We start from the raw sequence: 12368 nt of genomic DNA on the forward strand, positions 1-12368 counted from the left end.
GTTGCAGTCGTCATCGATGGCCTGCTTGCCCAGGATCACCAGGCCCGGCTGTTCCTTGTCGACGAGCGCCTTGAGGATCTTGGCCACGGCCAGCGGCTGCAGCTCGGCGTCGGTCTCGACCAGGATGGCGCGGTCCGCGCCGATGGCCAGGGCCGTGCGCAGCGTCTCCTGGCACTGAGTGACGCCGCAGGAGACGGCGATGACTTCCGTGGCCACACCCTTTTCCTTCAGGCGCACCGCCTCTTCGATGGCGATCTCGTCGAAGGGGTTCATGCTCATCTTCACACCGGCGAGGTCCATGCCCGACCCGTCGGACTTCACCCGCACCTTCACGTTGTAGTCCACCACCCGCTTCACGGGCACCAGCAACTTCATGGCGTCTTCCTCAAGGTTGGAGATAGGTTGTCTTCACGCTCGTGTAGAACTCGGCGGCATAGCGGCCCTGCTCGCGCGGCCCATGGCTGGACCCTTTGCGTCCGCCGAAGGGCACGTGCGCGTCCACACCGGCGGTGGGCGCGTTGATCATCACCATGCCTGCCTGCAGCTCCCGCTTGAAGCGCGCCGCCATCTTCAGGGACGTCGTGCACACGCCTGCCGACAACCCGAATTCGGTGTCGTTCGCCACGGCCAGCGCTTCATCGGCGTCGTGCACGCGGATAACGCTGGCCACCGGGCCGAAAATTTCCTCGCGGTTGATCCGCATGTCGCTGCTGGTGCCGGTGAACAGCGCCGGCTGCAGGTAGTACCCGGGCTGGCCGTCGATGCTCTCCAGCGCCTGGCCGCCGAAGGCCAGCGTGGCCCCCTCGTCGCGGCCGATGGCGACGTAGCGCAGGTCCTGTTCAAGCTGCTGCGCATCGACCACCGGCCCGATCACGGTGCCGGCCCGGCGCGCATCGCCCACCTTGAGCGTGGCCAGCTTGGCCAGCATCGCGTCCACGAAGCGGTCGTGGATGCCGGCACTCACCACCAGGCGCGAGCTGGCCGTGCAGCGCTGCCCCGTGCTGAAGTAGGCGCCGTTGATGGCGCAATTCACCGCCACGTCAAGATCGGCGTCGTCGAGCACCACCAGCGGGTTCTTGCCGCCCATCTCCAGCTGGAACTTGGCCATGGCACCGGGGCGTGTCACGCAGGCGGCAGCCACCTTGCGCCCGGTGGCTTCGGAGCCGGTGAAGGTCACGGCCGCCACGCGCGGGTCGCCCAGCAGCGTGTCGCCGATGTCGCGCCCGCGGCCCATCACCAGGTTGAACGCGCCGGCCGGCAGCCCGGCACGGCTGAGAATCTCAGCCAGTACCCAGGCGCTGCCAGGCACGAGCTCGGCCGGCTTGAACACCACCGTGTTGCCGTAGGCCAGGGCCGGCGCAATCTTCCACGCCGGAATGGCGATGGGAAAATTCCATGGCGTGATGATGCTCACCACGCCCACGGGTTCCCGCGTGATCTCCACGCTCATGCCCGGTCGGGTGGAAGCCAGCAGCTCGCCCGGAATGCGCAGCGCCTCGCCGGCGAAGAACTTGAAGATCTGCGCCGCGCGCATCACCTCGCCCGCGGCGTCGGTGAGTGCCTTGCCCTCCTCGCGCGCCAGCAGATCGGCCAGCTCCGCCTTGCGTGCGGCAATCTCGCTGCCCACGGCGTCGAGCACGTCGGCGCGTTGCTGTGGCGTGGAAGCCGCCCACTTGGGCAAGGCCGCATGCGCTGCGGCCACGGCATCGAGCGCCTGCGCCTGGCTGGCGCGCGCGTACAGGCCGATCACGTCGCGCGTGTCGGAGGGGTTGATGTTCTCTGCCGCAGGGCCGCCCTCGACCCACTCTCCGGCGATGTAGTTGTGCTTGATGTCCATGTCTTCAGGCTTCCGGGTACAAGCCGTGCACGCGGCCGAAAAGGCGCGTGAGGCCCAGCAGTGCATTGATGTTGGGCATGGGCATGCCCAGTCGGCCACCGATCTCGTGCACCGCACCCACGATGGCGTCGAGCTCGATGGCGCGCCCGGCTTCCACGTCCTGCAGCATCGAGGTCTTGAAGGCGCCGAGCTTGGCGGTGACGACGGAGCGCTCCTCGGCGCTTTGGCTGATGGCGCAACCGATGCGCTCGCCAATGACTGCGGCCTCCTGCATGGCGGCATGGCAGAAGTTGCGCACCAGCGGATCGGCCAGCACGCGGTCGATGGTGGCACCGGTGATGGCGCTCACCGGGTTCATCGTCAGGTTGCCCCAGAGCTTGTACCAGATGTCGTTGCGAACATCGGCCGAGTGCGTGACGTTGAACCCGGCATGCGTGAGCAACTGCGCCACGGCCTGCACGCGCTCGCTTGTGCCGCCGCGCGGCTCGCCGATGATCAATCCATCGCCCATCTTGTGCTGCACCAGGCCGGGCGCGGACGTGGAGGTGGCGGCATGCACCACGCAGCCGATCACGCTCTCGGCCGCAATGGCCCGCGCGATGGCGCCGCCTGGGTCCACGCTCTGCAGCGGCGCCTCGAAGCCGGGCAGTCCCTGGCAAAACCACCAGGGCACCCCGTTCATCGCCGGCAGCACCCGCGTGCCGGGGCCCAGCAGCGGCGCGATGTCCTGCGCCACGGCCGTCAGCGCCGGGCCCTTGACCGCGATGACGACCAGGTCCTGCTCACCCAGATCCGCAGCCCGGTCGCTGGCGCGCACCGGTGCGGTGACGCGGCCCTGGGCCGTGTCCATGCGCCAGCCATGCTCGCGCAGCGCCGCCAGCGTGGCGCCACGCGCGATGGCGCTGACCTGCGCCTGGCCGGCCGCGGCCAGCCGCGTGCCGATGAACCCGCCGATCGCGCCCGCGCCGACGATGCAGACCTTCATCGCGTTGCCTCCTTGGCCTGGCGCAGGTTGTCCTTGAAGCGATCGGGCACCCGCTCGTCGAAGCCCAGCGCCACGCGGCGGACTTCCGGGCTGTCGGTGGGCGCATGGCCCACGCCCAGCGCCGCGGCGCGCGGCGCGTCGATGGCGGTGACGGTGCCGCTGACGCGACCCAGGCCCGTGATCTCGCACTCCACGACCTGGCCCGGATCGACGCTGCGCGAGTGGCAGGGCGTGCCCATCAGGATCACGTCGCCGGGCAGCAGCGTGATGTGGCGCGCGATGTCGGCGATCACGTAGTGCGGCCCCCAGATCGTTTCCTCGCCGATGTGCGCTTCCTGCACCACCAGGCCGTTGACGTAGGTGCGCAGCGTCTGCTCGAACAGGTTCACGCCGCGCACGATGCCCGGGCCGATGGGCAGCAGCGTGTCGGCGCCCTTGACGCGCAGCATCGAGCCCTGGTCGGTGTCGCGGAAGTCCTGCAGCCCCATGTCCAGCGCCGGGCAGAAGCCTTCGATGTAATCCCACGCCTCGTCCGGCGTCACGTTGCGGCAGGTGCGCGAGATCACCACCGCGTACTCGCCTTCGTAGTTGAGGTACTTGCAGTCGGCCGGCTTGAGGATCTGGCCCTTGTGGCCGTTGAGTGCCGTGGCCGGCTTGGTGAAGTAGGTCGGCGTCTCGGTGGGCCGGGACTTGTTGCGCGTCTCGAAGCTGCGCGAGCTGTACGAGATGTGCACCGCGATGATCTTGGACGGGTTCACCGGCGGCAGGTACGTCGCGCTCTCGGCATCAAGCACCCGGCCGTCGTCCAGGCGCAGGCGCCCATCGTCGTCCATCGTGCCCCAGAAGGCACTGCCGCCCACGAGCACGCGGCGGCGTTCGACACGCGGGCCGCACATCACGGCCGGCAAGGTCTTGAAAGGATGTTCGAAGTTCATGCGGTCCTCGGAAATCGAAATGGAAAAAGATCAGCCCACGGTGATGCGATGCGCCTGGATCACGCGCAGCCACCGCTGGCGCTCCTCGGCGGCGTAGTGGCCAAAGTCCTGGGGCGTGCTGCCCAGCGGCTCCATGCCGTGATGGAGCAATTGCTCGGCCGTCGCCGGATCGACCAGGGCCGTCCGGACGGCCGCGCTCATGCGCTCCACCACGTCGGCCGGCGTGCCGGCCGGCATCACCACGCCCTGCCAGGCGGCGGCCTCGCATGGCATGCCGGCTTGGGCGAAGGTGGGCACATCGGGCAGCACCGGGCTGCGCTGCCCGCTGGGCACGGCAAGGGGCTTGAGCCGGCCGGCCCTGATCAGCGGCGCCGCAGCCGAGACATCGCCGAACATCAGGTCCAGTTGCCCGCCGGCCAGGTCCTGCAGCGCCCCGGGCATGCTCTTGTAGGGCACATGCACCGTCTCCAGGCCCTGCTGCTCCAGCCACAGCGCCATCGCCACGTGTTGGGGCGTGCCGGAGCCGGTGGAGGCGTAGCTGGCCTTGCTGCCTCTGGCGCGCAGCCATGCGACGAGGTCCTTCAGCGTGGCCGCCGGATGGGCGGCATGCACGGCCAGCACCATGGGCAGCCGCACGAGCGTGCTGACGTGCGCAAAGTCCTTGTCGGCCTGGTAGCCCGGGCTCGCGTACAACCCGGGGTTGAGCGCGAGCGTGCTCATGCCGGCGGTCATGAGCGTCAAGCCGTCAGGCTTGCTGCGCACCAGTTCCTGGGCCCCGATCATGGTGGCGGCGCCCGGCTTGTTGTCGATGACGATGGTGCGGCCCGTCAGCTCCGCGACGCGCTTGGCGACGATGCGGGTCGACAGGTCGCTGCCGCCGCCGGGCGGGAACGGCACGATCCAGCGCAGCACCGGCTGCTGGGCCCGGACAGCCGGCGCCAACAGGCCGGCTGCGAGCGCCACGCAGGCACGCCGCGTCAGAAGGGTGCGTCCGCCCGTGTCGTGGCTCACGGCTCGAACCACATGTGGATGTTGCCGGTGCCACGGGCGTTTTCGTAGGCTGACAGCGCCTCGCCCTTGGCACGGCAGGCCGCGCCGCCCATCGCGCCGACCATCTGCAGGTAATGGGCGCCGAAGGCTTCCCAGGGCAGCTTGCGGTACTCGTTGTCCCAGCGCTCCAGGACCAGGTCGTGGCGGCCTTGCTTGAACAGCTCGATGGCGCCCTTGTCGCTCTCGATGTTCTCGGGCCGCGACACGTTGCTCTCGTGGAAGATGCGTGGGTGCTTGGGCTGCCACTCGATGTCGTTGAACTTGTGGCTCAACGCGCCGGAGGCCAGCATCACGACGCGCAGGCCACTGCGGCGAATGGCCTCACCGATGGCCTCGCCCGATTTCACGAAGTGTGGCCACTCGCAGTTCTGGCACGAGCTCACGCTGACCACGGGCGTGTCGCTGAGCTCCAGGCGCAACTGCTTGATGAGGTTGATGGTGGCGTACTGCCGGCCCAGCTCGGGGTTGCAGACGGCGCGGTTGTAGCCGCCCTGCTCACGCGAAACGGCCTCGATGGCCAGCGCCAGCTCGGGGTGCCCGCGGTAGTCGTAGGGCACGCCGTGCAGGTACCACGGCATCTCGTCGGAGATGTAGGTGCCCTGGTAGCGCTTGCCGCCGTCCACCAGGTGGTAGCCGGTAGTGAACCAGTGCGAGTCCAGGATCATCACCACGTCCGGCTGCGCCGCCGCGATCTTGTCGCGCAACCGCGCGAAGCCGGCAATCAGGTCCGAGTCCTCGCCGGCGCCCATGGCGCGGCGGAACTCCTCGCACTGCATCAGGCCGGGATGGTGCGAAACGATGGCTGCGCCAACGATCTGTCCCATGACGAAGTTTCCTTTGAATCGTTGAGGGGCCTCAGCGCTGGCTGAAGCTGGCCCGGAAAGGTTTCTTGGGCACCACGACATCCTTGATGTCGCAGAAGAACTCGAAGCTCCAGTCGCCGCCTTCGCGGCCCACGCCGGAGCGCTTGATGCCGCCAAACGGCGCGGCCAGGTCACGGATGCCGAAGCTGTTGACCCAGATGAAGCCGGTGCGCACGGATTGCGCCACCTCCGTGGCATGCGCCGTCTCGCCGTAGCACACGCCACCCAGGCCGTAGTCGGTGCCGTTGGCCAGCTCGATGGCCTCGTCGTCGCTGGCGAAGGTCTGCAGCGTGAGCACCGGGCCGAACACCTCGTTCTGCACGATCTCGTCGCTCTGCTTGAGGTTGGTGAGCATGGTGGGCCGCACGTACTGCGCGCCGAACGGATGCCGCTCGCCGCCCCACAGCACCTGCGCGCCGCCGGCCACCGCGCGCTCGACGAATCCCAGCACGCGCTCGACCTGGCGCGAATGGATGATCGGGCCGACCTCGGTGCTCTCCTCGCGCGGATCGCCGATGACCAGGCGCTCGACGTAGTCGCGCATGGCGGCAACGAACCGGTCTGCGATCTTTTCGTGGACGAGGAAGCGCGTGCCCGCCAGGCACACCTGGCCGGCGTTGCGGTACATCAGCGCGCCGGTGGCGGCGGCGTTGTCGATGTCCGCGTCCTCCAGCACGATGAAGGGGCTCTTGCCGCCCAGCTCCAGGCTGCAGGGCACGAGGTTGGCGCCCGCGGCCTGCGCGATCCACTTGGCGGTGGGCACGCTGCCGGTGAAGGACACGCGCGCGATGCGCGCATCGCTCACCAGCTTGGCGCCCGTGCCCGCGCCGCTGCCCTGCACGACGTTGAACACCCCCGGCGGCAGCCCGGCCGCGTGCGCCGCATCGGCCAGCAGCGAGCAGGTCAGCGGCGCCCACTCCGGCGGCTTGAGCACGCAGGTGTTGCCCGCGGCCAAGGCCGGGCCGAGCTTCCAGGTGGAGAGCATCAGCGGCGCGTTCCACGGCGTGATGATGGCCACCACCCCGGCCGGATCGTGGCGCACGATGTGGTGCGCCTGCTCGGTGTCGATGGGGCGGTCCTGCAGCTCCAGCGCATGCTGCGCGAACCAGGTGATGTTGAGCATGGCGCGCGGCACCACGCCATGGCGCATGCGCGACAGCAGCACGCCCGCGTCGTTGCTCTCAAGCCGGCAGAAGTCGTCGGCGCGCTTGCCGATCTCCTGGGCGAAGCGGTCCAGGTAGGGCTTGCGCTCGGCGGCCGTCATGCGCGACCAGGCCGGGAAGGCAGCCTGCGCGGCGCGGATGGCCGCGTCCACATGCTCGGCCGAGCCCTCGCCGATGTGGCCCAGCAGCCGCTGGTCGATAGGGCTGTGCAGCTCGAAGGTTTGCGCGGAGGCCACGCGTTGGCCGCCGATGTAGTGGTCAGGCGACACGGCGACACCCGCCACGTCCAGCAAATTGGTCGTCATGATGCTTCCTCTCGTCAGGCGTCAGCGGTGAACCCGATGGTCTTGATCAGCGGTGCCCAGCGCTCGGTGTCGTGCTTGAGCATGGCTGCCAGCTCGGCCGGGGTGGAGCCCTTGGCTTCCAGGCCCATTTGAGCCAGCGCCGCGATCACATCGGGAGCGGTCAGGGCCTTGCGTATGGCCACCGAGAACCGCTCCACCACCTCAGGCGGCGTCTTGGCCGGAGCGAAGATGCCGTGCCACTCGTCGTGCACGATGTCCTTGAAGCCCTGCTCCGCGAAGGTCGGCACGTTGGGCGCAAAGCGGCTGCGCGAGGGGCCGGACGTTGCCAGCAGGCGCACTTTGCCGGCAGGCAGATGCTGCAGGAACTCGCCCACGGGCCCGGACGCGGCCGCCAGTTGCCCGCCCACCAGATCCATGATCGCGGGCTGCGAGCCCCGGTAGGACACATGCTTGAGGTCGATGGCCGCCGCCCGGCCGAAAAGCTCTCCCACGAAATGCGGCACCGAGCCGGCCGCGGGGCTGCCGAAGTTGGCATCGCGGGTGTTCGCCTTGCACCAGGCCACGAAGTCCTTGAGCGTGCGAACCGACTCCGGAACCATGGTGCCCACGGCAAAGCCGAAGTCGACGCGCACCACCTGCGATACCGGCGCAAAGTCGGTGAGCGGCGCGTAGGGCAGCTTCTTGTAGGTGTGCGGGTAGATGCCCAGCATGGACATGGGCGAGATGGCAAGCGTCTGCCCGTCCGCCGGCGCCGTCTTCAGCGCGGAGAGTGCAATCTGGCCGCCCGCGCCGGTGCGGTTTTCCACCACCACGCTCTTGGCCACGACGTCGCGAAGCTTTTCCGCCAGGCGGCGCGCGGTGACGTCGATGGTGCCGCCGGGCGCGAAGCCGGCATACAGCTTCACCGTGTCGAACAGCGGCTGGGCGCGAACGGCGGTAGCCAGCAGGGACAGGCCGCCGCCGGCGATCGCTGCAGAGGTACCGAGAAACTGGCGTCGTTGCATCGTCATCTTACTGTCTCCAGTCATTTGTCTTCGTGGGCCGGGAGGACCTTGCCGGGGTTCATGAGATTCAAAGGATCGAGTGCGGCCTTGATGGCGCGCATGAGCTTGAGCTCGACGGCGGACTTGTAGCGGGCCGACTCGTCGCGGCGCAGCACGCCCAGGCCGTGCTCCGCAGAGATGGAGCCGCCCGCGGCGGCCACCGCGTCGTGCACCAGGCGGTTGACCGGTGCCTCCAGTGCCACGAAAGCGGCCTCGTGCGCCTTGCCCAGCCGGTCCTCGGCGGGCGAGAGGTTGAAGTGCAGGTTGCCGTCGCCCAGGTGGCCGAAGACGACCAGCCGCACGCCGTCGAACTGCGCCTCGATCTCGCGGCTGGTGGCCTCGACGAAGCCGGCGATGGCCGAGATCGGCAGCGCGATGTCGTGCTTGATCGTCTTGCCTTCCGCGCCCTGCGACTCGGAGATGTCTTCACGCAAGGCCCACAGCGCGCGGAATTGCGCGAGGCTGCTGGACAGCGCCGCGTCGGTGGCCAGCTCCTGCTCCAGCGCCTGCTCCAGCAACCCTTCCAGGCCCGCGGCGGCCTGCGCCTCGCTCACCGGGTCGCTGACCTCCACCAGCACGTACCAGGGCGAGCGTTCGCTCAAGGGCAAGCGGGCCGCGTCCACGTGCTTTTCCACCAGCGTGATGCATGCGTCGCTCATCAGCTCGAAAGCCGTGAGGCTGGATGCCAGCCGCAACTGGGCCAGTTGCAGCAGCTCGACGGCGACTGCCGGCGACGGCACTGCGACGAAGGCCGCAGCCTGGCCCGCAGGCCTGGGAAAGAGCTTGAGCGTGGCCGCCGTGATGATGCCCAGCGTGCCCTCGCTGCCGATGAAGAGGTCGCGCAGGTCGTAGCCGGTGTTGTCCTTGCGCAGCGAGCGCAGGCCGTTCCAGATTTCGCCTTCGGCCGTGACCACTTCGAGACCCAGGCAGAGCTCGCGGGCGTTGCCCCAGCGCAGCACCTGCACGCCGCCGGCGTTGCTCGCCAGGTTGCCGCCGATGGTGCAGGTGCCCTGCGCCGCAAGGCTCAGCGGGAACAGCCGGTTCGCCTGCTCGGCGGCCGCCTGTACCTCCTGCAGCGTCACGCCGGCTTCAACCTCCAGCGTGTTGTTGATCGTGTCGACCGCGCGCACCCGGGTGAGCCGCGTCAGCGACAGCACCAGGGCCTGGCCCGTGCCATCGGGGGTTGAACCGCCTGACAGGCCGGTGTTGCCGCCTTGTGGCACCACGGGCACGCGGTGCTCATGGCACCAGCGCAGCACGGCGGCCACGTCTTGCGCCGTGTCGGGTTGGGCCACGGCCAGGGCACGGCCGGTCCACTTGCCGCGCCAGTCGGTGAGGAAGGGCGCCATGTCGTGCGCTTCGGTGTGCAGGCGTCCGCTGAAGGCGGTGCGCAGCGTTGTGAGCTTCATCGCAGTCATTCCCGTCAATAGCCGCTGCCGGAAGCCGCGCTGGCAGGCGCCGCCTTGAATCGGGCAGCCAGGTCCCGCGCGCTCCGTGCCAGCAGCGTGGCGTCCACTCCCACGGCCACGAAGCGAGCGCCCAGGCCGATGTAGTGCCGCGCCTGGGCTTCATCGGTGGCCAGGATGCCGGGCGCCTTGCCCGCAGCCTGGATGCGCCCAATGGCCGCGTCGATGGCAGCGCGCACCTGCGGGTGGCCGGGCTGGCCGATGTAGCCCATGGACGCCGACAGGTCCGCCGGACCGATGAAGACGCCGTCCACGCCCTCCACTGCCGCGATCTCGTCCAGATGCTCCAGCGCCGCCGCCGTTTCCACCTGCACCAGCAGGCAAGCGCGCTCGTTGGCCTCGTGCAGGTACTGCGGGTACAAGCTCCAGCGCGAGGACCGCGCGAGGCCGCTGCCCACGCCGCGCACGCCAGAGGGCGGGTAGCGCATGGCCCTGGCCAGCTCGCGCGCCTGGGCGGCGCTTTCCACCATGGGCACCAGCAGCGTCGTGGCACCGATCTCCATCACCTGCTTGATGAGCGCCGTGTCGCCCTGCGGGATGCGCACCACCGGCTGCGCCGGGTAGGGCGCCACGGCCTGCAGCGCGGCCAGCATGGAGCGCAGGTCGTTGGGACCGTGCTCACCGTCGATCAGCAGCCAGTCGAAGCCCGCGGTGGCGCACAGCTCGGCTGCGTACGGATCGGCCAGTCCGACCCACAGGCCGATTTGTGCGCCGGGCCGTGCGATGGCCTGCTTGAAGAGGTTGTCGGGCGTGCGCATGTCAGATGAACCGCACCGAGATGGAGCCCAGCGGGCCGTAGTCCGCGTGGAAGGTGTCGCCCGCGGCGCAGGGCACCGGCCGGATGAAGGAGCCGCCCAGCACGATCTCGCCCGCGGCCAGGCCTTGGTCATAGGCACCAAGCTTGTTGGCCAGCCACGCCACGCCGTTGCCGGGATGGTTGAGCACCGCCGCGCCCAGGCCCGACTCCTCGATCACGCCGTTCTTGTAGAGCAGTGCGCCGGCCCAGCGCCAGTCCACCGCGTCGGGCTTCATCGGGCGGCCGCCCAGCACGATGCCGGCATTGGCGGCGTTGTCGGCAATGGTGTCGAGCACCTTGCGCGGCGCCTTGGTCTCGCGGTCGAACTGCTCGATGCGCGCGTCGATCAGCTCCAGCGCCGGCACGACGTAGTCGGTGGCATTGAGCACGTCAAAGAGCGTCACGCCCGGGCCCTTGAGCGGCTTGCTCAGGATGAAGGCGAACTCGGCCTCGAAGCGCGGCACGATGAAGCGCGCCGCCTCCACTTCGCTGCCATCACGCAGCAGCATGTCGTCGAGCAGCGTGCCGTAGTCGGGCTCGGTGATCTGCGAGGCCAGCTGCATCGCACGGGAGGTCAGCCCGATCTTGTGGCCGATCACGCGGCGGCCTTCGGCCTGCTTGAGCTTCATCCAGGCGCGCTGAATGGCGTAGCTGTCCTCGATGCTCATGCCGGGATGGCGCTTCGAGAACTGTTCGACCTGGCTGCGGCTGCTTTCCGACAGGTGCAGCTCCTGCGCCAGCGCGGCGTGAATGGATGCGTCGAGCATGGTGTTGTCGTCTCCATGCAGGCCATGGCGGCCTGTGCTGTGTGTTGATGCAGCGCAAGTGTCCCGGCTTGCTTTAACAGCAACAAGCAATGATTTCTGTACAGTCGTCAACGCGAGGTTGATAATGACGCCATGGCATTGAGTCGATTCACATTGCGGCAGCTGGAGGCCTTCGCGACGGTGGCCGAGCTGCACAGCTTCAAAGGCACGGCCGAACGCATGGGCCTGACGACGCAGGCGGTCAGCCAGCTCATCGCGGATTTCGAGGCCGTTCTGGGTTTTCGCCTCTTCGACCGCACGACGCGCCGTGTCGCGCTGACCGGCGCCGGGCGCGATTTCCTGGGGTCGGTGCGCACGGTGCTGCGCCACGTGCACGATGCCGAGAGCGCAGCCGAGGACGTGCGCCAGCGCGCGGCCGGCCTGGTGCGCGTGGGCGCGCCGATGGTGCTCGCCGGCACCGCGTTGCCCGCGGCCATCCGCACGTACACAGCGGAGCATCCCAAAGTGGTGGTGCGCATCCGCGACCTGCCCGTGGACAGCCTGATCGACAGCGTGTCCGCGGGTGACGTCGACTTGGCGGTAGGACCGGACCGAACCAGTGGGCAGGAAATCAGCAGCCAGGCCCTGTTCGACAGCCCCTGGGTGCTGTGGTGTTCACCCGACCACCCGCTTGCGCACTTGAAGCAGGTGCGCTGGGCCGACTTGCGGCATCACACGCTGGTGGCCGCGGGTCGCGACCATGAGCTCAGCGTGGCCCAGATGCGCGTCAATGCGCCCGAGGACACCCGCATCACGCCCGTGGACGTGGTGGACAACATCTCCACGGCACTGGGCATGGCAACGCAGGGCCTGGCCGCCACACTGGCGCCGGCGTATGTCGGCGTCATGGCCGCCCGGCTGGGACTGGTGATGAAGCGGGTGGTTGAGCCTGAAACCGTGCGCAAGGTATGCCTTTACCAGCCGCTGAACCGCACGCTGTCGCCTGCCGCAGAAGGCTTTGCCGAGTACCTGGCGCATTGGCTGCAGCAGTGGAGCGAAACGGACGTGACGGCAAAGCCTGCGGCATGATCGTTTAGGCGGCCTAAACGACTGTGCAGAATTCATCGTTTGTTGCCGGGCGGCAGTCCACCCAAACTTCGTTGGTCCCTGTTCATGACA

11 protein-coding genes and 1 pseudogene are annotated in these 12368 nt (G+C 68.8%); 1 reads left to right on the plus strand and 11 read right to left on the minus strand.

Annotated elements, in window-relative coordinates; translation table 11 throughout:
• From SM757_RS12160 to hpaH, 11 genes and pseudogenes are all read right to left on the minus strand, one after another.
• Window positions 1-375: pseudogene (locus SM757_RS12160) on the minus strand (electron transfer flavoprotein subunit beta/FixA family protein); the annotation flags it as partial.
• A 10-nt stretch (window positions 376-385) separates the two neighbouring features.
• Window positions 386-1837 carry an aldehyde dehydrogenase family protein gene (locus tag SM757_RS12165; protein WP_407655751.1) on the minus strand — a complete coding sequence of 484 codons (1452 nt, stop codon included), beginning with the start codon at window positions 1835-1837 and terminating at the stop codon, window positions 386-388.
• A 4-nt stretch (window positions 1838-1841) separates the two neighbouring features.
• The gene (locus SM757_RS12170) at window positions 1842-2822 is read right to left on the minus strand and encodes a 2-dehydropantoate 2-reductase (RefSeq protein ID WP_322465650.1); all 981 of its coding nucleotides are present in this window, start codon (window positions 2820-2822) and stop codon (window positions 1842-1844) included.
• Window positions 2819-3757 (minus strand): fumarylacetoacetate hydrolase family protein, encoded by a 939-nt coding sequence (locus tag SM757_RS12175; RefSeq protein ID WP_322465651.1) that lies wholly within the window; start codon window positions 3755-3757, stop codon window positions 2819-2821. The genes SM757_RS12170 and SM757_RS12175 overlap by 4 nt, the downstream gene beginning before the upstream one ends.
• 30 nt (window positions 3758-3787) lie before the next feature.
• Window positions 3788-4768, minus strand: a complete 981-nt coding sequence (locus SM757_RS12180; protein WP_322465652.1) for a Bug family tripartite tricarboxylate transporter substrate binding protein — start codon at window positions 4766-4768, stop codon at window positions 3788-3790.
• Window positions 4765-5631, minus strand: a complete 867-nt coding sequence (locus SM757_RS12185) for a DODA-type extradiol aromatic ring-opening family dioxygenase (protein WP_322465653.1) — start codon at window positions 5629-5631, stop codon at window positions 4765-4767. Before SM757_RS12185 ends, SM757_RS12180 begins: the two co-directional genes overlap by 4 nt.
• A 31-nt stretch (window positions 5632-5662) precedes the next feature.
• Complete coding sequence (locus SM757_RS12190; protein WP_322465654.1) at window positions 5663-7138, minus strand: aldehyde dehydrogenase family protein; 1476 nt, start codon at window positions 7136-7138, stop codon at window positions 5663-5665.
• A 14-nt stretch (window positions 7139-7152) separates the two neighbouring features.
• Window positions 7153-8148, minus strand: a complete 996-nt coding sequence (locus tag SM757_RS12195) for a Bug family tripartite tricarboxylate transporter substrate binding protein (RefSeq protein WP_066342250.1) — start codon at window positions 8146-8148, stop codon at window positions 7153-7155.
• Window positions 8149-8162: 14 nt separating this feature from the next.
• On the minus strand, window positions 8163-9599 hold the full coding sequence (locus tag SM757_RS12200) for an FAD-binding oxidoreductase (protein ID WP_322465655.1): 1437 nt from the start codon (window positions 9597-9599) through the stop codon (window positions 8163-8165).
• A 5-nt stretch (window positions 9600-9604) separates the two neighbouring features.
• Window positions 9605-10405, minus strand: coding sequence for a 4-hydroxy-2-oxoheptanedioate aldolase (gene hpaI, locus SM757_RS12205; RefSeq protein ID WP_322465656.1), 801 nt, complete (start codon window positions 10403-10405; stop codon window positions 9605-9607).
• A 1-nt stretch (window position 10406) separates the two neighbouring features.
• Window positions 10407-11210, minus strand: a complete 804-nt coding sequence (gene hpaH / locus SM757_RS12210; protein WP_322465657.1) for a 2-oxo-hept-4-ene-1,7-dioate hydratase — start codon at window positions 11208-11210, stop codon at window positions 10407-10409.
• A gap of 132 nt (window positions 11211-11342) precedes the next feature.
• Between hpaH and SM757_RS12215 the strand changes: the two genes are divergently transcribed.
• A complete protein-coding gene (locus SM757_RS12215) occupies window positions 11343-12278 on the plus strand; it encodes a LysR family transcriptional regulator (RefSeq protein WP_322465658.1) in 936 nt (311 codons plus the stop codon).
• The last annotated feature ends 90 nt before the right edge of the window (window positions 12279-12368 follow it).

The organism is Azohydromonas lata (assembly GCF_034427735.1).
Taxonomy (GTDB): Bacteria; Pseudomonadota; Gammaproteobacteria; order Burkholderiales; family Burkholderiaceae_C; genus Azohydromonas; species Azohydromonas lata.